At 65.3% G+C, this 20303-nt stretch carries 15 protein-coding genes and 1 pseudogene; 1 reads left to right on the top strand and 15 read right to left on the bottom strand.

What is annotated here, in order from left to right; genetic code table 11:
* Nucleotides 1-1246: cytochrome P450 family protein (locus QH283_RS23245; RefSeq protein ID WP_348538303.1), on the bottom strand; the 1246-nt coding region annotated here is incomplete at its 3' end.
* 74 nt (nt 1247-1320) lie between these two features.
* On the bottom strand, nt 1321-2364 hold the full coding sequence (locus tag QH283_RS23240; RefSeq protein ID WP_348538302.1) for a cytochrome P450: 1044 nt from the start codon (nt 2362-2364) through the stop codon (nt 1321-1323).
* A gap of 538 nt (nt 2365-2902) precedes the next feature.
* Here QH283_RS23240 and QH283_RS23235 point away from each other — a divergent pair.
* Nucleotides 2903-4186, top strand: coding sequence for a hypothetical protein (locus tag QH283_RS23235; RefSeq protein ID WP_280505064.1), 1284 nt, complete (start codon nt 2903-2905; stop codon nt 4184-4186).
* Nucleotides 4187-4189: 3 nt separating this feature from the next.
* On the opposite strand, the gene QH283_RS23230 is transcribed toward QH283_RS23235, so the two are convergent.
* The 13 genes and pseudogenes from QH283_RS23230 to QH283_RS23170 all read right to left on the bottom strand — a co-directional run.
* Nucleotides 4190-5221 carry an NAD-dependent epimerase/dehydratase family protein gene (locus QH283_RS23230; protein ID WP_280505063.1) on the bottom strand — a complete coding sequence of 344 codons (1032 nt, stop codon included), beginning with the start codon at nt 5219-5221 and terminating at the stop codon, nt 4190-4192.
* A gap of 65 nt (nt 5222-5286) precedes the next feature.
* The gene (locus QH283_RS23225; RefSeq protein WP_280505062.1) at nt 5287-6429 is read right to left on the bottom strand and encodes a M20/M25/M40 family metallo-hydrolase; all 1143 of its coding nucleotides are present in this window, start codon (nt 6427-6429) and stop codon (nt 5287-5289) included.
* A 258-nt stretch (nt 6430-6687) separates the two neighbouring features.
* Nucleotides 6688-9762, bottom strand: coding sequence for a type I restriction endonuclease subunit R (locus tag QH283_RS23220; RefSeq protein WP_280505061.1), 3075 nt, complete (start codon nt 9760-9762; stop codon nt 6688-6690).
* A gap of 1 nt (nt 9763) precedes the next feature.
* The gene (locus tag QH283_RS23215; RefSeq protein WP_280505060.1) at nt 9764-10948 is read right to left on the bottom strand and encodes a restriction endonuclease subunit S; all 1185 of its coding nucleotides are present in this window, start codon (nt 10946-10948) and stop codon (nt 9764-9766) included.
* A 7-nt stretch (nt 10949-10955) separates the two neighbouring features.
* The gene (locus tag QH283_RS23210) at nt 10956-12470 is read right to left on the bottom strand and encodes a type I restriction-modification system subunit M (RefSeq protein ID WP_280505059.1); all 1515 of its coding nucleotides are present in this window, start codon (nt 12468-12470) and stop codon (nt 10956-10958) included.
* Between the two features lie 109 nt (nt 12471-12579).
* Entirely contained in the window at nt 12580-12744 is a 165-nt protein-coding gene (locus QH283_RS23205; RefSeq protein WP_280505058.1) for a hypothetical protein, read from the bottom strand.
* Nucleotides 12745-12832: 88 nt separating this feature from the next.
* Nucleotides 12833-13015: pseudogene (locus tag QH283_RS23200) on the bottom strand (hypothetical protein); the annotation flags it as partial.
* 992 nt (nt 13016-14007) lie between these two features.
* A complete protein-coding gene (locus QH283_RS23195) occupies nt 14008-14883 on the bottom strand; it encodes an MBL fold metallo-hydrolase (RefSeq protein WP_280505057.1) in 876 nt (291 codons plus the stop codon).
* A gap of 163 nt (nt 14884-15046) precedes the next feature.
* Nucleotides 15047-15886 carry a hypothetical protein gene (locus QH283_RS23190; protein ID WP_280505056.1) on the bottom strand — a complete coding sequence of 280 codons (840 nt, stop codon included), beginning with the start codon at nt 15884-15886 and terminating at the stop codon, nt 15047-15049.
* A gap of 65 nt (nt 15887-15951) precedes the next feature.
* Nucleotides 15952-16863 carry a hypothetical protein gene (locus tag QH283_RS23185; protein WP_280505055.1) on the bottom strand — a complete coding sequence of 304 codons (912 nt, stop codon included), beginning with the start codon at nt 16861-16863 and terminating at the stop codon, nt 15952-15954.
* The gene (locus QH283_RS23180; protein ID WP_280505054.1) at nt 16860-17774 is read right to left on the bottom strand and encodes a DUF4913 domain-containing protein; all 915 of its coding nucleotides are present in this window, start codon (nt 17772-17774) and stop codon (nt 16860-16862) included. Before QH283_RS23180 ends, QH283_RS23185 begins: the two co-directional genes overlap by 4 nt.
* Nucleotides 17774-19420 carry a type IV secretory system conjugative DNA transfer family protein gene (locus QH283_RS23175; protein ID WP_280505053.1) on the bottom strand — a complete coding sequence of 549 codons (1647 nt, stop codon included), beginning with the start codon at nt 19418-19420 and terminating at the stop codon, nt 17774-17776. The genes QH283_RS23180 and QH283_RS23175 overlap by 1 nt, the downstream gene beginning before the upstream one ends.
* Nucleotides 19421-19697: 277 nt before the next feature.
* A partial coding sequence (locus tag QH283_RS23170) for a hypothetical protein (RefSeq protein WP_280505052.1) occupies nt 19698-20303 on the bottom strand: 606 nt, incomplete at its 5' end.

Here is a 20303-nt window from a genome sequence, read left to right as displayed (position 1 = left end):
GGGGGGGGGGCTGCCCCCCCCCCCCCCCCCCCGGTTTGTGGGGGGGCGCCCTGTCCAGGTAGACGGGCAGGGACTGGTGTCCGTGGGAGATGAAGCTGGGCAACGGTTTCAGCTCGTCTGTCTCGACGGCGAGGGTGAGTTCGGGGAAGCGTCCGAACAGGGCGGGCAGGGCTTCGACGGCTTCGAGGCGGGCCAGAGCCGCGCCGAGGCAGTGATGCGGCCCGTATCCGAAGGACAGGTGTTCTTTGTTCGGGCGGGCGGGGTCGAAGGCGTCGGGGTTGGGGTCGTGTCGGTGGGGGTTGCGGTTGGCTGCGGCGATCCCGGCGATGATCGCTTCCCCGGCCTTGATCTGCACGTCGGCGATGTCGATATCGGCGATCGCGTAGCGCAGCGGCAGGTTCGCCACCGGTGGTGCATGCCGCAAGGTTTCTTCGATCAACTGCGACCAGGTGACGGTGCCGGTCCGCAGTTGCCTCAGCAGTTCGGGCGTGGTCAATACCTGATAGATGGCCTGGTCGATGAGGTTGACGGTGGTCTCGTAGCGGGCGCTGATCACCAGCAACAGCGTGTGGACCAACTCCTCTTCGGTGAGCCGGTCGGCCTGCTCGTCGCGGTGGCTGATGAGCAAGCTGGTCATGTCTTCGCCCGGATGGACACGACGGCGCGCGACCAGAGCAGACAGGGTCTCGACCAGTTCGATGAACGTGGCCTGCGGGTCACGTTGGGGGCTGGTGGAGAAGATCTCATCGACGCACACCCGAAGGCGTGGCTGCAGGTCGTCTGGGACCCCCATCAACGCGGAGATGACTCGCAATGGCACTTGGGTGGCGTAGTCCTCACGCAGGTCGATCACCGTGCGGTCGGGACGGGCGGCGAGATCGTCGAGCAGTCCGGTGACGATCTGCTTGATCTGGGGACGTAGCGCGGTGACGCGGCGGGCAGTGAAGGCGGGACCGATGAGTTTGCGCAGGCGCTGGTGGTCTTTGCCGTAGGCGGTGAACATGTTGCGCACCGACACCCACGTGATCAACGGCCAGTCCGGCGGCACCTCGCGGGAGCGGAATGCAGGCCAATGCTGGTGGGCGTCTTTGGAAACGCGCCAGTCGGTGAACAGGTTCTTGAATACCTCGGAATCGGTGATCGCCCAGGCAGGGATATTGTCGGGCAATACCACGCGGACCAGCGGACCACGGTCGCGCAGCGTGACTGCCTCACCGAGGATGTCGTCGCCGGTGACATCCAACACGACCGGAGCGGAAGCAGAAGCAGGAGTGACGGCGGGGACGGGATGTAGATCAGTCATCACAAGTTGCCTAACAGTCAGCGGGTGGACGAAAGAGGAAGTGAAGAAATAGGTTTGAAGACGACCGGCAGCGCTTCCAAAGACCGGTGGAACGGTCCCGGTCGCCACCTCAACTGCTCGACCGGGACCGCGAGTTCGATCTCGGGTAAGGCGTCGAGGAGCTGGTCGATCGCGTCACCGGCGATCAGTTCAGCCGGCGTCCGGGCGGGGCAGCGGTGTGGTCCGGCGCCGAGACCCAGGTGGGATTCGTTGCCGTAGATGTTGCCGCCCAGGACTGCCGGGTCGTTGTTGCAGGCAGCGAGGCTGATCACGATCGGTTGATGCGCTGGCACCCAGACCTTTTCGTCGATGAGTTGCGGCTGCCGGGGATAGCTGAAGCAGAAGTTCGCCAGTGGCGGATCACGAAACAACACATGGGTCAACGCGTCACGCGTCGACACCGCGCCCTCGACAACCCTGCCTCCGAAATCCGGGCGGGTCATCATCAGCGACACCGTGTTGGCAATCAGATTCGTCAGGGGCTCGCTCGCAGCTGCATACAGGGTGAACAGCTGATGGACCAGTTCCTCATCATCCAGCGCCGCCGGATGAGACAGCAGCCAGGAAGTGATGTCCTTGCCCGGACGAGCGCGTTTACGAGCGACGAGCTCACCCAGCGCCTGCACCGCCAACTGATTCCCCTCGGCGGCGGCCTCGGTGGTGTCGAACATCATCGCCATACCGGTGGCGGCCCGCTCGCTGACGTCAGGGTCGCAGCCGATCAGTTCGCCGATCACCTCGAACACCAACGGGAGCGCGTAGTCGCCCAGCAGATCAGCCCGCCCCTGGGCACCGAACCCGTTGATCAGGCCCACAGCGCTGCGCTCGACCACCCCGTGAAGATCGACCAAGTCCACCCGGCAGAGGGCATCAACCGTGGCCGATCGGTAGCGGGCGTGTTCGACACCACTGCTGCGCAGAGCATTAGGTCGCTTCTCCATCATCGGCCGCACGGGGCACTCCGCCGGGATGCCCCGCTGCCAGAGGCTGGGATCGGCAGGAAAGTGCTCCGGATCGTTCATGATCCGGAGCGCAGTCCAGTAGCCGATCACCAACGTCGCCGGAACACCCGGTGCCAGCCACACCGGTACTAATGACCCGAACCGATCACGCATGTGGGCGTACGCGGCGTGCGGGTCCGCAGCGAAGCCGTCCGTATAGATCGGGACACGGAGTGTGCCGTCGACGTCGAGGGGTGAACCATGCCCGGCGGGGCATCGACTGGAAGGGGGAATGCCGGATTGCACTGTAGGCAAGGGGATACTCCCGAAATATCGATCGAACTGTGAACGATGTGTCTCGCCGGAGGAGACGTGCGGCTACGCAGTCCAATCCCATTGCCCTCCTGACGATGCTGGTCGACACCCGGCGCCGAGGACTCAACATTGTTCGTCGACCCGACGCCGGGGCCTGTCCTCAGCATCACCCTGCGCACCAGGCCCATACCTGAGCCGTGTCGGCCCACTTGGGCCCGTATCCAGCCCATTTCTTTCGCGACATCGTCTTCGTGGGGTGGAATACAGATACCGTCGGACCATGAGGGGAAGGCTGGAGACAGGAATGGTGCAGCCACGGACGAGGCTCGAACAGCTCGCCATTCAGAGGGGAATCAGCACGAGTGACTTCGTGCGTGAATTCAGCCGTCGAGCCGACGAACTCGGCATCGCGGCAGGAATCTCGCGCAGCGCGGTGAAGCGGTGGATGCAGGGCGTGTCGGGACCGCCTCGTGTCCCGGCTCGTCACGTTCTCGAAACCTGGTTCGGTGAACCGGCCTCCGTACTGCTCGGCCTGCCCCGAGCCGACACCGCTACCGCCGCCACGGAGAAGGAGCTGGCAGTGAACGCAGCACACGAATCGGTGAGCCACGCGCTCGAAGCCGCCTCGGCACTCGATCCATCCGCCCTGGAGCACCTCCATGCGGCCGCCGGACACGCCGCTGGCGCCTACTACGTGACACCACCGCTCGACATGCTCAGCGACCTTGTTCTGCTACGTGACACGATCTATCAGCAGCTCGACCGCACCCACAAGCCGCTGCAGCAAGCGGAGCTGTACCTCCTCGCCGGTCAGGTCTGTGGACTGCTGTCGTCGGTCACATGGGATCTCGGACTGGTCGAGGCAGCTGAGGAGCAAGCCCGCGCCGCCTACACCTATGGCTCCGTGATCGACCATCCATCGCTACAGGCATGGGCGCGCGCCCTTCAGGTCACTCTCGCGTTCTGGTCAGGGCACCCGCGCCGCGCACATGCAATCGCGGCGGCCGCCCTGTCGACCGCGCCCGCAGGAACCGCACGGGCACGTCTGCATTCGGTGAACGCGCGCGCTCTCGCCCTGCTGGGTGCACGCGGCGAGGTTCGATCCGAACTCGATGCCGCAACAGATCAACTCGATCAGGCAGGCAATGACACGCTGCTCGATGCGGTCGGCGGGGAACTCTCGTTCGGTCGGCCACGCCGCGCGCTCTGCGCCGGTGCCGCCTATGTGGCGCTCGGCGACGGCGATCAAGCTGAACGTGAGGCATCGGACGCAGTCCACCTGTTCGAGCAGATTCCCGTCGAACAACGTTGGGTGCTCGGCGCACTCGGCGCCCAGGTAGATCTCGGAGCGGCGCGCACCCTTCGCGATGACCTCGCGGGCGCGCAGACAGCCCTGCAACCGGTGTTCGAGTTGCCTGCCGCCCGCCGTACCGAGGCGATCGCATTACGACTGCATGCACTGTCCCGCATGCTCGGTACCGCCCGCTATCGCGGAGCCGTAGAGGCGTTGCAGCTCGGTGCCGCGATCGAGGACTTCACCGCAGTCTCGTTGTCCCGTACAACCGGGATAAGAGCACTTCCGAAGTAGGAATCAGGCACCGCAGTGGTCGAGCTGCACGGCGTCCCACAACCGCAAGATGTCACGTTCGCGCGCAGGGGTGATCCCCAGTTCGCCGGCACGCTCATGCTCAACTGCCGCCCCTCCATCAAGCAACCACTGCCAGGTATCGGCGACTGTCGCATGGATCGGCCGGCACGTGAGCCCAGCCTGCCGTGCGCGCTCGGCGTCGACCGACCATGCACCGTGGTAGGAACGCCACAACGGCAGCTCCGTCCACTGCCGCACACCTTGCTCGATGAGCCACTGCTCATCAGTCACCCACTCGAGGACGGCTGTACTGCCGGTCACGGCGGAGCACGCGGTCAGCATGTCCCCCATCGTGTCGCGGCCTTTCGCCACGACATTGAAGGTTCCCGTCAAGTGCGGACGAAGAGCGAAGGCGGCGACATCACGTACGTCGATCGGCTGAATCGACCGTCCAGGCTGCCCCGGCGCCAGCACGCGCCCCCCGCGCACCATGCGTCGCAGCCACCATTCGAGGCGGCCTACGTACTCCCACGGGCCGAGGATCACGCCGGGCCGCAAGAGTAGAGTCCGGTCCGGTCCGAACACTTCGAGGACGGCGCGCTCGCATCCAGCCTTGCCGAAGCCGTACGTTGTCGGACCGGGGTCGCCGTCGTATCCATAGTCGGGTCCCGCGTCGGCAGGACAATCCAGAGTCGGCGAGTCCTCTGTAAGCGGGTGTATCGGCCATCCCTCGTAAACCGACACGGTTGACACCAGGACGTACCTGGTGGTGACCGGCTCCAACGCACGCGTGAGAGCGAGGGTCTCCCGTGGCACAAAGGACGATGTGTCGACCACGGCATCCCAGGGGCCGGCCTCAGCGAGACGAGCAAGGGAAGCAGGGTCGGTGCGGTCGCCGCGAATCGTATTGACGCCGACGACATCACTGCCGGTCCGGCCCCGACGGAACGTCGTGACGTCGTGACCGTCGGCGATTGCTTGTTCGGCGATGGTTCGGCCGAGGAACCAGGAGCCGCCGAGAATCAGTAGCCGCATATCTCATTCGTACCACCCGGCCGAGGGGGTTGTGCCTGTGTGAGAGCCATGGCTCGCTTTCGAGTTCAGTGCGAATGGGACTGACCTGTGATTCGAGCCAGCAACGCACCGAGCAGCGCTGCACGCTCGGGCATCGTGTCGATGAGGACGTGTTCGTTCCATGCGTGCGGATGGCCCCCGACGGCACCGAGCCCGTCCAGGGTCGGTATGCCGAGCGCTGCGGTCAGGTTGCCGTCGGACCCACCTCCCGACCGCACCGCTGCCAAGGGCCCGATTCCGAGCGCAGTCGCAGCAGTGGCTGCCTCGGTATACAAAGTGCGAGCGACAGTCTCTTCGAACGGGCGTCGCTCGATGCCTCCGGCGACACTGACCACGGCACCGGCGAGCTGCGCGGTCAGCCGGTGCATCGCAGCATCGACCCGCTCGAGTTCAGTGACCGTCCACGACCGCGCGTCGACATGCACACGTGCGGACTCTGGCACCGTGTTCACGGTTGTTCCGGCGGAAGCCAGCGTCGGAACCACCGAGGTCTCACGGTCCGAATCGCCGATCGCTGTGAACCGAATGATCTGATGCGCGAGTTCGACGCTCGCGTTCACACCCAGATGAGGCTCGAGGCCGGCGTGCGCCGCACGACCGGTCACCACGACCTCGTAGTTCGCGATCCCCTTCCGCGCGACCTTGACAGCTCCCCCATCAGCGGACGGCTCACACACCAGCACGGCACCGGCATCCTGCGCCAGTTCCGCGATCAGCGCACGAGACGTAGCCGAACCAACCTCTTCGTCACTGGTCAGCAACACACTCACGTGATCCGGATCGGGAAGCGACTCGATGGCGGTGAGCGCCTGCACGATGCCAGCCTTCATGTCGAAGATGCCTGGCCCCCGCCCTATTCGGGAGTTCTCATCGATCGAGAAAGGCCAGTCGCTGATCGTGCCGACCGGCCAGACCGTATCGAAGTGCCCCAGTACCAGCACTCGCGGAACGGGTGCTCGCGCGACCAGATGCACGTTCTCCCCAACTCGGTCGACCGCGACGGAACGACGGAGCGCCGAGGACAGCCAGGGCTCGATCAGCTCCGCGCACTCCTCGAGATGACGCGCCGACGTCGATGGCGACTCGCTATCGACAAGCTGCTGCAACCTCTTGATCATCGTGGGCAGCTTTCGGGCCGCAGCAGCATCCAGAGCCATACGCATGATCATGCCCTCCTAACGGCAGGGAGGATTGGCTCTTCAAGGTTCATCGCGGTTCCCACGCCCGTTCTCCCCGGTGAGAGCTCCTGTGAGTTTGTCGAACGCGCGCTCGTGCAACATCGCCGCGTCGGTGAGCGTCTCTCGAAGATCGGGAGACTCCAGGAACTGATCGACAGCGTTGCGGTCGATCAGTTCGCGAGGATGCCTGGAACTCCTGTTGCTCAGCTCGGCCGTTTCACCACGGCCCGCACGATCACGACGGCGTCCTCAATAGTTCTCCCGCACGTACTCGTACGTCCGATCGAACAGCGCGCCCTTGACCGGGAGGCTGAAGTCCTTCAGGACGGTGCGGAGTTCACGCCGGACCCTCTTGTCGCCGGCATCGCTTGAAGTCCAGCCGGCGTAGGCGACCTCGACGACGATCTCGTCGATGCGGAGTGCGATGTCCGGGACGATCTTGTGCAGCCCTGGAGGTGTGTTCTCCTCGACGATCTGGGTCAGTGCCCCGCGTTTCGGATCCGCGAGCTGCTCCAGGGCGGATTCGTCGCCCTGCTCCGCCGCACGGTCGGCGGCGACAACGTCCTGCGCGATCTTCAGCGCGGCTTCGAGGAACGCGAGCGAGTCCTCGACGTTCTCGATCGCCTTCGTGCGCAGCTTCTCGATCCGCTCCGCCAGCGACTTGTAGACCGGGCTCTCAGTGTCTTCGAACCTGCGCCGCAGACGTGCCTCGATCGAGTCGAGGACCTGCTGATACACGTCATCAGTGCCCGTCTCCGACGATCCGGCCTCCGGAAGCCTCAACTGCTCGGCGATCCTCTTGACGAGAGCCAGGCCCGCAGCGTCGAGTGTGACGGTCTTCGAATGCATCGTCCTCACAGCCACCTCGTTCATGTGACCGTGGACAAGGTTCGTGGTCTTCGCGCCGAGGCGCGCCCACAGGAACGCCTTCGAGACGTCCCTCGGGCGGATCGACTCGTACACTTTCGCGAGCCAGAAATGCTGCTGTTTGAACGGAAGCAGCATCGGGTGCGGGTCGAGGAACTCCCACACGGTCTGCAGCGCGACGTAGGTCTCGACGAACTCCGTGCGCCCGGCGCTTCCCTCAGGGATTCGCTCGTGGGCCTCGGCGAGCGAGTCGAACGAGGAGTCGGTCGTGTCGATGCCGCTGAACAGATGCAGCAGGCGCGTGAGGTCGGTGACGAACTTCCCGGCCAGCTTGGAGGCGTCGGTGACGTTGAGCTCCTCCTCGTCCCCGCCCTTCGCATGGGGGCCGGCGACCGCATTGCCGATGGCTTTCGCCAGGCCGATGTAGTCGACGACGCGTCCGTAGTCCTTGCGCTGCCCGGTGATCGGGTTCTTCCACGGACGGTTGGGGCGGGTGATCGTCTGGAACAGGTTCGCGTCCTTCGCCGGCTTGTCCAGATACAGCACACCTTCGATGGGCGCATTGAAGCCGGTCATCCACTTCGCGGTGACGACCACGAACGACATCGGATCGTCGACCTTCTTGAACCGGCGTTTCAGCGCTTCCTCCTGCTCAGGGGTGAGCAGGTACTTCTTGTACTCCTTCGGAGTGTCCTTACTGTCGGCGACGTGCATGACCACGCCGACCTCACGCAGCCGACCGTCAGGCATGAATGCACCACGACGCTCCAGCTCCGCCTCGATCGCGAGGGCGTAGGCGATGACCAGGCTCTGGTTGTAGGCGACAACCTGGGCCTTTTGCCCGAGCGGCGCAACGAAGGTCAGGAAGTGATCGACGATGTCGGCACACACCGCGGCAACACGCTCCGGGTTGGAGAGGATCGTCTCGATGTGGGAGGCCTTCCCAGACAGGTAGACCTTCTCGTCCTCCTCCAGGCCCTCATCGGCCGCCAGCTCATCGAAGGCCTCGTCCAGGGCTTCCTTGTCGAGGCTGAAGCCGACCGACCTGCCCTCCACGATCACGGGCTTGGTGAACCCGTCGGCGATCGACTGCTCCGGTGTGTACCGGGACATGACGAAGTCCAGGTCGTCCGGGTCACCGAAGAGCTTGAACGTGGAGCGGTCCTTGTCCTGGATCGCGGTCCCCGTCGCGCCGAAGAACTTCGCATTCGGCACCGCCGCACGCCACGCCTCGCCGAACTTCCCCTCCTGGGAACGGTGTGCCTCATCGACCAGCACGACGATGTTCGAACGGTCGTTGAGATGCCCGGCCTCAGCGAACTTGTGCACCGTAGTGATGATGACTCCGGGCTCCCCGCTACGGAGCAGCGCGAACAGCTCACGCCGGTTCTTGGGCACACTCATCCGCGGCATGCCGGCGGTCTCGAACATCTCCGCGGTCTGGCGCACCAGATCCTTCCTGTCGGCGATCACGATCACCGTCGGCGCACCACCAAACGCCTCGGCCACGGCCGGGTCGCGCAGCAGACGCGCCGCAGCGAACGCCATCAGCTCCGTCTTCCCCGAACCCTGGTGATGCCAGATCAGACCGCCCGGACGGCCGGCGAGAACCTTCCGGTGGATCCCGAGCGCCGCCTCGAACTGCGGATACCGCGGCAGGAACTTGATATCGACCTCGGAGGCGTCTCGTGCGTGACGGAACATCACCAGATCCTTCAGGATCGGCAAGACCGTCTCCGGCCGCAGCAGCAGCCGCGCCGCCCGCTCGACACGAGCCGGGCCCGTGACCACCTTCGGGTCATCTTCCGTCGAACCCCACGGAGCCCAGATCTCCGAATCGGGATCCGGTATGGCTCGGATCGGGGCCATCCGGAACTCGAGACCCTCCGTGGCGATGTTGAAGACGTTGGTCGCGAAGAAGTTCGGGTACTCCTCCTCGTAGGTGCCGTAGAGGTCCTTCGCGGCGTTCACCCATGAGACCTGCTGCTTGACCGGCGTCTTTGTCTCCGCCACCACCAGCGGGAACCCGTTCACGTAGTAGACGACGTCGAACCGACGTGGCTTGACGGCCCCGGCGATCGTGACCTCGTCAGCGACTGTGAACCGGTTGTTGTCGAGATTCTCGAAGTCGATCAGACGGCGCGGAACGTGCTTACCATCGATCGTCGGGAACGAATGGTCCCCACGCAGCATCACGGTCACGAGCTCGTTGGCCGCGACCAGACCGTTGTGGGCATCCAGGACAGCCTGATTCAACTCGTGAAGCACCAACTCCGCCGACTCGAAGTCGTCGACGAGCTCAGGATTCAGCGCGAGCAGCGCCTCACGCGCCCAGTCCTCAACGAGGACATCGTGCTCGTCACGCGGCAGCTCATCGCCCGCGATGGGCTCCCAGCCAGCTTCCTCGGCCCACTCGACCAGCGATTTCTGGATCGTGCTCGCTTCGGTGAACCCCATCTCACGACACTCCCCCGAGAAGGCGGTCGTACGACTCCGGGATCTCGATCTCCTGATTCAGAAGAGACGTCAGGAGGGTCGAGCGGAACGACCGGAGGGCTGCGAGCTCAGACCGCATCGAAGTCAACTGGGCACTCACAGCGTCCAATTCTTCGGCGATTGCTTCCTGTCTCGAGACGGATGGCAGGCGCACTAACATCTGGCTCGACCGCTTCGCACTGATGTGTTTGATGTTGGTGCCGCCAGCAACGTCGAGGAAGCTGCCGGACTCGTATGCCCACAAACACCATTGGAAGGCGAAGCCCGGGGTGCAGACGTCCGCAATGGCGCGCAAACGAAGCAGGGTCATCTGGAAGCAGACCGGGCCTGCAATCTCATCGCGCCATACTGCCGGCATCCCCACAGCCTTCGCGCTCGCACTTCCTTCGGATACGAGCACGTCACCGTATCGAAGGCTGAACTTCTCGCGTTCGTGCGGCTCGTAGTTCATTTGGAGCACGTCCGACAGGTCAAGCGATCCATAGCCGACATTGGCCGAGCGCAGGTAGGGAGTCATATTCGGCCCAGTGGCTCGGTCCGGGGTCCGTCGTACCCCCGTCGAGAAGTCGAATGCCTGCTCAGCACGGACCCCGGGAACCGACTCATCGTTCACGAGCTCGGATCGCCGTGCTCGAGCCACTTGAAGAAGCCGGTCGTTCTCTTCAGCCAGTGACTTGATCTGCGCGTCCACCGCGGCCATGACATCGACGATTCGACGCTGCTCGGCCGGAGTCGGAAGAGCGATGGGGAGGTCAGCAACGTCCTGGGCCGAGACACGCTGACGGCCAGTCGAGCCGGCCATGAGATTCACGGATGCACGATGAGTCTCGGCACTCGCCGCCCAGAGAAAAAGAAAATCGCTCGACACAATTGAGCTGCCACGGATGACGATGAACTCTGTCGACCCCCCTACACGATCGAGACTTTCAGGAACTTTTGCGATCTTTCCGTTCTCTAGGCATGGAGTAATACGCGCCATTAGAACGTCTCCGCCACGGGCACGAACTCCCCCGCGGGTTCCCCGCTCACCTGAGGGGGAAGCAAACTCGCCCCATTCCCGAACATCCGCCATCGTAATGAACGGTGCGGATTCCTCGAGCGATGGCTCCTTCGGATTTACCAACGCAACGTTGCCCAGTGTCGTCACCTCCCACTCACTCATCGGCGGCCTCGAACATGCTCAGGTTGATGCCCGCGGCCGCGAGGCGCTCGAACATGGCCACTTCGGTCCCTATGCGGCACTGCCGGGCGTCGGCGTAGGAAACGAGTGCGGTACCCAGATCGGCGGTCTCCTCGGCAGCGACCTTGATGTACCGCCCGATGTTCAGATCGAAGCCGTTCTGTTCAATCTCCTCGAAGCGAACGAGCCGAACCTCTGCGCCGCCGTCACCGTCGGGGTCCTCGCCGGTGCGGTAGGCGTCGACGAGGGTATGGACGTCACCCTCGGACATGACGTTCTGGCTCTTGCCCTTGCTGAACCTTGCCGAGCCGTCGATGAAAAGGACGTGGTCCTTGCGCTCGGCGGGCTTCTGGTCACGGAAGATCAGCAGACACGCCGGGATCGACGTCGAGTAGAACAGGTTCGGCGGCAGGCCGACGATGGCCTCCAGCAAGTCTTTCTCGATGAGCCGCTGCCGTATCTTCGCCTCGGCCCCGCCGCGAAACAGCACACCGTGCGGCATGACGACGCCCACGCGGCCAGAGCCGGGGTTCATCGACGAGACCATATGCTGCACGAACGCAAAGTCACCGTTCTTGGCCGGCGGCACCCCGCAAAACGCCCGCGGGTCTGCCGCCCAACGGTCAGCACCCCAATTCGCCAGCGAGAAAGGCGGATTGGCGATCACCACATCGAAGCGGCGCACGGCGCCCGCTGTGTCCTTGAACGCCGGCATACGCAGGGTGTCGCCGCGCTTGATGTCAAAGTCCTCGATCTCGTGCAGGAACAGGTTCATTCGCGCGATCGAGGCCGTGGTCAGGTTGATCTCCTGGCCGTACACCCGCAGCGTGCGGTGGTCCTTGCTGGACTCACGCAGCTGGTTGATCGTGGCGACCAGCATGCCGCCCGAGCCGCAGGTCGGGTCATAGACCGACTCGCCAGGCTCCGGCTGCAAGATCCCAACCAGAAGGCTCACCACCTCACGCGGAGTGAAGAACTCGCCAGCCTTCTTGCCAGACTCATCGGCGAAGTTTTTCAGCAGGTACTCATAGCCGGCACCCAGCAAGTCGTGGGAGACGGTTGACGGGTCGAGACGAATCTGGTTGAACGCCTGGATCAGCCCCAGCAGCGCCGACTCCGGGATGCGCTCCTTGTTTCCCCACGACGCATCGCCGAACACACCCGCCAGAGAGCGCGGGTTCGCCTTCTCGATGCGCTGGAACGTCTTCGCTATCTCCGCACCGAGGTTGACCACCGTGCCGGTAACCTCACTCCACAGCGTGCCCTTGGGCATCTCGAACCGGTGGAAGTCGGCCTCGATCTCGTCGTCGAGGTCATCGCCATACTCATCGAGCGCCTCGTCGTGCTCGAAGACCCAGGTGTCGCTGATCCACTTCCAGAACAGCATCGGGAAGACGTAGGTCTTGAAGTCGGCCGGGTCGACGGGGCCGCGGAGCGCGTTCGCGGCAGCCCACAGCCGCGACTCAAGCTCTTGCTGGGTGATCGTCACAGAGATGAGGTCCTTCGTCGCATGTCGGTGTCCTAAGTATTACGGAGGTTACCGACAGCCCACAGGAGATCGACACACCTGGCGACGGCGATGCCGCACTGGCAGCTGTTCACGGCGCGCAGAGCGTGTGGATGAAGCCAATAGCTGACTCGACGCGGATCCGCAACGCGTTGAGCTGCGTAATCGTGAAGCGTCCCGCATGCCCATGCGTGCCGTCGTTGAAAGCCCGGAACAGCGTGAGGAGGTTGTCCATGTCCTCCTCCACGAGCTCCACGGTGGAGTCCTCCCCTATGCCTTTGACTGTGCAGCAGGAATCTCACCTTGGAACGGCGGGTCGGTACGCCTCGGTCAGTGCGGTCGCAGGTCGGGTCATCGGCCAAGACGAGAGCATCCGGCGCGGACTGGTCGAGCATGGCGATGAGGACCTCGCGCGCGCTGGTGCAGAAGTGGCGAGCGGCGTCCGGATTGCGCGGGCTCAGCGAGAAGAGAGCCCCGGTCCATCGGTCCACGAGGTCCTGACCGAACGCCGCCAGCTCAGTCTGCATGCTCGGCATGCGGAGCTCGTCCTCGCTCGGATCGTTCTCTGTGGCGCCGTCGCCATCCATGGCGTTGAGCACGGTAGACGCTGTTGGCGGCCTCGCCACTCCCCTGGTCGACGAGTTCGTGTCCTGCCGGCGTGAGAGTGTCGGTGGCCAACCGCTTCTCCGCGACGTCGTACGTGCGGGTCAATGTCTCGACCGATGACCGGTAGGCGACGAACGTCGCCGCCGCCGGACGCGAGTTCAGTCTTCGGATCTCCTGGTCGAGTTTCCGGCGCTGGTTCTCGACTCGGGCGTTGTGAGCGCGCGCCTTGGTGTTAGACGACCGCAGCTCACGGTTGTATGTTCGTCGGGCGATTCTGATCGGTGGTGCCGTGTCGCACTGCTGGAAGGATGGACACCGTGCTCAAGCCCTATCCCCCGGGACTTCCCTGACTACGTCGTGTGCGTCCCGTAACCCAGGGCCCGGCCAGAAGCCCAAGCAGATCGCGGCCGATTTCGGCACGGTGCCTGTCAGGCTGGATGTGCACGTCTTCGGTCCAACAGTCCGAGTGGTTGGCGTCGTCAAGGTGCCGTTGTCCCTCACCCGTATCGACATCGGCTGTGGCACGACGGGCGCCGCTGAGGACGCCTCCGACGAGACGACCGTTGGCAACGGCCACCAAATCGCTGGTACGGGACCGCAGCGGCGGCAGGGACGCCGTGTGTCGAGGACATGGCATGCGGTGTCCTGGCCCCGGTCCTTCGGTCGCCACCGAAAGTCCGTCTTGATGGAAGCCGAGCAGGTCGGCTACGAGGTAGTCGGGATCGTCGATCCCGCACATGGTCGCCCAGTCCCCGGATAGGTGCAGTTCGGATTCGCTGTCGATCTCCCGCACAGCGATCCACCTGTTGATGTCAGCTGCGGAGGGGTGGGAGGGCGCGGTGTCTTGTTCGGTCATCGGTTGCTCTCTCAGAGCGATTCGATGACGAGGGCGGACGTCTGCCGTTGCCAGGGGTCAGAGGGCGGTAGTCGGGGCAGGCTGCCAGTGGTGGGTGCCGCTGATCGTAGCGACGCGGCCGAATTGGATGTCGGCGAAGTGCATGCCGAAGCCGAAGGTGTCGGGGCGGGTGAGTTGGTCGATGAGCCATCTCGCGCTGGCTCGTGCTCGGTCGGGGTCGTCGTCGGCGGAGCTGGTCAGGTTCGGATAGGTGATCTGGACCGAGGTGGTGAGAGCGTCGCCGAAGACCAGTAGGTGCTCGCCGCCGCTGGTGAGTCGGTAGCTGGTGTGACCGAGGCTGTGGCCTGGAGTCGGGATGGCGTGTACGCCGGGGAAGATCTCGTCCTGACCGATGGCGCGGACCTGGGCGGCGATGACGTCGAGGACCTGTGGTGGTGTGCCGTCGGCGATCGCGAGGTCGAGGTTTTGCCATTCGGTGTGGGAGACCAAGATCGGGATTCCGGCGAAGATGTTGATGGTGGTGTCGGGATGGGACTGCCACAGCCATCCGAGGTGGTCCATGTGCAGGTGGGTCAGCGCGACGAGGTCGAGATCGGCGACGGTGCGGCCGGCGGCGGCGAGGTTGTCGAGCAGTTTCCCACCTCTGAGTAGTCCGACCTGGGTGGGTACGGCCAAGGGGCCGAATCCGGCGTCGATCAGCATCGCGCGGTTGCCGTATTCGATCAGCAACGCTCCGACGCTGGCGGCGAGGTAGCCGTCGCCGTCGATGAGGTCGGCGAACTGCCGCCAGACCTCTTCCCCGGCGTCGGGGAGCCAGCGGGCCGGGTCGATCCGGGCGACGCCGTCGGGCAGGTAGGTGACGCGGTGGTCACCGATGTCGAGGCTGCGCAGCTCGACGGCTTCACGGTTGAATCGGTCCCGGGTTACAGGCATGGCAGGTTCTCCTGGCGATGGTTGTGCGCGAGTTCGGATGTTTCGGGCTCTGATGGGTCGACGCCGGTGGGTGTCGGGTCGGGTGGGGTCGTGTCGCCCGTGTGGCCGGGTCATCTTCGCCACGACACGGGTCTTGGTAGATGGTTCGAGGATCGGTGTGTGGTCACGGACCGGGCCCTGCCTCGACTTCGTTGTCTGCGCTTGGGATCTCATCGTTTTCGTGCTGGTGGGTAGGGCCGGGCCTGTCCTCGAGAATGTGTCCTGGAAGTGCGGCGGCGACAGCGCAGTGGACCTGTCGGATCTGTTCCGGCGGTCTGGCGCTCATGAACGTCTGACGGGCGTGGTCGAGCCAGTGCTGAGGATCGGGTAGGTGCGGGCTCGGTTGGTGGACGGATCTGGTGGATGCGGTGATGGATCGGCGGTAGGTGTCGGCCAGGTCGCCGCCGGTGTAGGCGTGCCAGAGGGTTTGGATGTCGTCGAGGCTCATGGCTCGGTAGCGCCCGATCCTCTGCGTGAGGTCGGCGGTTGCGGTGTCGATGAACTGGACGCACTTGTGGTGGCTGACCTTGGTGAGCTGAGCGGTGAGGACACTGCGTTGCCAGACGGCGCCCATGTTGCGACGGAACTGGACCGCGTCAGCGGTGGTGGTGTCGATGGGGTTGCGGTGGTGGTTGAGCAGGTGGTCTCGCACGACGCTGACCGCGGCCATGTCCACGAGTAGATGGGTGTCGGCCGCGACTCGGTTGTGGCTGCTGCGTCTGGTATCCGTGCGGGCCGGTGGCAGGATCTGGTCGGTCGTCCACGGTTGGTGGGCTGCTCCGAGTCGCCGTGCGACGTCGATCCACAGCGCCGGTATCCCGTGGCTGAGCAAGTTGATTTCCAGCAGTGCGCGGTCGCGGTCGACGGCGTCGACCTGTCGAACCACATCCAGCCGGTCGGCTATAGCCGGTGCGGACGTCAGTGCGCGGTGCAAGCTGGCGCTTTCGGCGGTGAGCTGATGCACCCTGCGCAGTCCTTCGGCGTGGTCGGCCGGTATGTCGCGGACGCGTTGTGGCGGTCGGACCGGGCTCACCAGTCGGCTCCGTCGACACTCGAGAACACCGGGAGTGTCTCGGCGTGGCCGGGACCGTTGTTCCATGGCTCGTCGAGGCCGCGCGCGGTACTGAACACCACCTCCGCCGGCACGTCGAAGGACGGGATGATCGCGGCCTGCACCGCAGAGCTGAAGGATGCGTCGGTGGAGACGAACTGTGGGTGTATGTCGCCCAGTTCGGTGTGGATGGCGGCGCGCAAGTCCTCGGTGGGCGGGAGCGCGGCAGCGGCGTCGACGGGGATGCCGGCGGCGGCCAGGGCGGTGGCTTGACCGGCGTAGGCGCGGGTATCGGTGATGGTTGTGGCCTGCCAGCGGTGGATAATCTGTTCGGCGGGGACAGCATCGAGTGTCACGGCGGCGTAGCGTGCCCAATCCGACACATCGCCCCATAACTCGACCGACAGGTCAGCGGTGACGCCGAGAAGGTTGGCGACACCCGCGGTGCGCATCCGTACCGCTTCGAGACCGGTGCGCAAGCCCGCCGACGTGGTGTTGCCGGTGGGGTGTTCGAGTCGGTGGTAGGCAACGTCGAGTGCTTCCCATTCCCGGATGCGGGCGACCTCAGTGGTGAGATCGGTCAGGATTCGGTCCCAATCTGTCCGGCCCGGAGCCCGCAGTGAGGACTTCGGACTCCAGACGATGCCGCGTTCAGCGAGGGATTGAACGTGATCGATCCATACCTGCGGAACCCCGCCGGCGGTCGCGGCGGTGGCCAGATCGGCGCGGGCGAGGGCGTGGTGGTGGTAGGCGACCAGCCAGGCATGCGGTGCGGGTCCAGCGAAGGTTGCTGCTCTGCCGAGCATTTCGGCAATAGTTGCGCTGTGGTTGTGCACGGCCGTCAGGACGCGGGTTTGGGCGAGCGTCAGTTCGATTCTCGGTTCGGTCACTGTGTTCCTCCCTCGTCCGTGTCCGCGAACAGGCGGAAGTCGGGGCCGAAGCCAGCGCGTTCGATCGGGGTTCGGGCGCCGGGGACGCCGAACCAGTAACGGGGGACGGCGACGCTCGTCAGGCCGGGCAGATGTAGGTGGTCGGCGGGTGAGCAGCGGTGCAGGGGGCCGTGGGCGGCATCGAGCACCACACGCATGGTCGGGTCGATCTGGCGGACGAAGAAGTTCGACATCGCGGTGCGATCCTTGGAGATCACCGCGGCCTCAAAGGCGGCGTGCAGCAGGGCGAAGCGGACGGCTACACCGTGGTGGTCGAACCAGCGTGAGCACCAGGTGTAGGTGCCTTCCCGCTGCTGGGCGGCGATCCTGACCGCGGTCACCGGGAGCAGCCACCGTTGCACCCACGACGCATAGTGGCTGAATCGGGGCGGGGGCTGCTGCTTCTTCGCAGCGTCACCGCCACCGGAGACGCTGCCGGAGCTCCTGGCGCTTCCGACCGGCTCGGCCTTCTCGCCGGTGGCTGGAGATCGACTGAACCATTCGTCGGGGACCGGTTCGAACGGCAGGGACGGGGTGGGCACGTGCTCGGTCGGGGTGCAGCGATGCAGCGGCCCTTTCGCCGCATCGAGGATGGTGCGCAGGTGGGCGTCGACGTGGCCGGTGACGAAACTACTGGCGGCACTGCCGCGAGAGGCCTCGAAAGCAGAATGCAGGTGGGCGATGCGTACCGCGACCGGTCGATGGGCCCACCAGTGCGCGCACCAGGTATTGGTGCCGTCGCGCTGGCCTGAAGAGAGACGGACGCTGATCAGCGGCAGCAGCCATTTCTCGGCGAAGGCTGTGAAGTGCGGGTAGGCCGGTTTCCGGGGGTTCTTCGGTGTGGCGCTGGTGTTTGGGGTCGCGCTGGTCACTACGTGGGCTCCTCGGTCGCTGGGTCGCCGTCGTCGAGAGCCACGGTGACCACGGATGGTGTGTTCGGGTTAGCGAATCGTTGGAGAGATTCGCGGATGACCTGCGCGTACTCGGTGTCCTGCCACCAGGTTTTCGCGACCACGACCGGACCGTGTCCGGGCAGCCGCACCAGCGCGCGGTCCTTCGGCAGGGCGGCGAGCTGGGCGACGTCGAGGATGGGTTCGGCCCGCCACGAAAGGGTTCGGTTGGTGCCGCCCGCGCCGCGGCTGCGGGAGCGGTCAGCGACATCGTGCTGTCCGGCCATCTGCGACCAGTGCTGTAGATAGTCCACCGCGGCGATGCCGCCGCCGTAGACCTCGATCGACTGGGCGCGCATGGTTTTCAAACCGTTCGCGCCCCAGAGGTCTTCGCCCTGTTCGAGGACTTGCAGGATCGTCATGAGGACGATGCCGCAGCCGCCGGCGTAGGTGTAATAGCTGGGGAGTTCGGCGATGCGTGCGCAGTTGGCGGCCTCGTCGAGGACTCCCAGCATGGGTACCGCGAGTCGCCCGTCAGGTCGTGCCCTGGCTGTGCTCAGGGCGGCCTCGATGATCTGCCCGACCAGCGCCGAGGTCAGTGGTGTGGCCCCGTCGGGGCCGGCCATGCTCAGCGCATAGACGGTGTCGGTGGAGGTGACGAATTCCAACGGTTCGAATTCGGGCAGATCGTGGGTGCGTGGGAGTTCGGTTTCCTCGATCACGACGGTCGTGTCGCCAGTGCGTTTGTCGGTCTGCTCCCGGACCCGCAGGCGTCTACGCGCCGGTGGTGTGACCATGCGCGCGTAGTCGGCGTCGGCGAGGACATTGAGGTATCTGCGGGCCATGTCATACAGGCCGTCGCGCTGGCGGGCGTAGAGGGCCTGGGATTCGCGGATCCGGTCGGCGGGGCGATGTTGGCCGTGGTTGTCCAGGATCAGTGCGGGTGTCTGGTCCTGGTCACGGCCGAGCCATTCGGCCACATGCAGCAGGTCGCCGCCGGAGCGGGCGGCGGCCAGGATGTAGAGCGCCAGGAGTTCTTGGGCTCCGCCATCGAAGTAGGAGTCGACTTTCGCGTTCGCTGCTTGCGCTGCCGACCCGGAGGCCGCGGAGACGAAGAATCCGGCCAGTTTGCGGGCCGCGGGCAGGTTGGTGACCTGGATCAGCAGGTTCACCCAGAAGCCGCAGGTCGGTGTTCCGGTGACTCCTTGCAGGTCCGACAGCCAGATTCGGCCGTGTTGTTCACGTCCGGCGAGGGTGTGCCGGTGGAGATCGGGCTTGTTGGATGTGGCCAGGCAGGGTCCCCACGCGGCCAGCACTGCCGGGATCGCCCAGGCCATGGTCTTGCCGGTGCGGGTGCCCGCGGCGATCGTTACCCCGAGTTCGGCGGGGACGAACAGGTCGACACCGCCGATGACGGTCGAGCCCAGCGGCGGCCCTTTCATGGCCCGGACTTCTGTGGGTGCATCCGCGAGCAGTCGCCGGTTGGCGGCCGCATTGTCGCCGGCGCGGGCGAGGCGGATCTGGTTGGGGCGTTGCATGGTTCGTGCGGCGGCATCGATTTCGCTCGGTGGGCGCAAAAGGCTCCGGGCGGCGATGAGGATCCCGGCCTCGGCGGTGTAGAGCAGCACGGCGGCGACGGTGGCCTGCCATGGCCATACCAGGGTTCCGAGAACGACACCGGCGAGAGCGGAGGCTGGATGTCCGGTGATCGGCAGTCCGGCCCACCAGCTGCCCACGGCGAGCGCTGCCCATGCGGTGCCCGCTGCCGCGAGCGCAGCGCCGACCAGCAGCAGCGCCGTGGTTTCCTCACCGAGCCCGCCTTTGACGCGGCGGCGCGTCTCGCGGCTCGCGATCATCGGCGTCCTCCTCGTCTGGTCATGGAATCTTGTTTTCGCGCATTGGATTTCACAGCACCGCCCCGACGTTCTGGTAGATGGCGATGTCGAGTTCGTGGGCCGGTTCGAAGTCCGCAGTGATGCCCTCCTCGGCTTGCTCGCCGATCGCGGCGGTCACCGCCGCGTCGATCTGGGCTACGGCGTCGGGTTCGGCCTGCTCGTGTTCAGAGGCCGGCTCGGGCGGTGAGGTGCTGTGGTAGTAGGTGCCGTCGCGTCCGGCCAGGTAGGCGGTGTGGACTTGTTCCGGGCTCGCGCCGGCCTGTTCGGCGGCGCTGCGAGCGAGCCGGGTTCGGGCGAGTAGTCCGTCGAGGTGATCGATCAGGTTCTGGTCGTGGCTCCGGATTCCGGTGAAGCGTTCGCTGGTGTGGGTGTGTTCGGCGGTGAGGTCTTGGACTTGCCGCAGCGCGTTCTGGCGTGTGACGGCGCGTTCGTCGGCGCCGGTGTCGCGGTCGCCGTCGCGTTCTTCGGCCTCGAGCAGCTCGTCGGTGGCGGCGATGATGGCATCGATCTCGGCCAGCGAGCCGATGTCGGGGCCCCGCCCGCCGAGGGCGCGGTCGAGCACGTTCGCCCGGTCCGCCGCCGTGCCCAGAGCCCAGTCATGGGGGCGGGCGCGGGG

It is taken from the genome of Nocardia farcinica, assembly GCF_029867845.1.
GTDB lineage: Bacteria > Actinomycetota > Actinomycetes > Mycobacteriales > Mycobacteriaceae > Nocardia > Nocardia farcinica_A.
The sequence above is the reverse complement of the archived record's forward strand: the minus strand, read 5'-3'. Positions and strand labels throughout refer to the sequence as shown.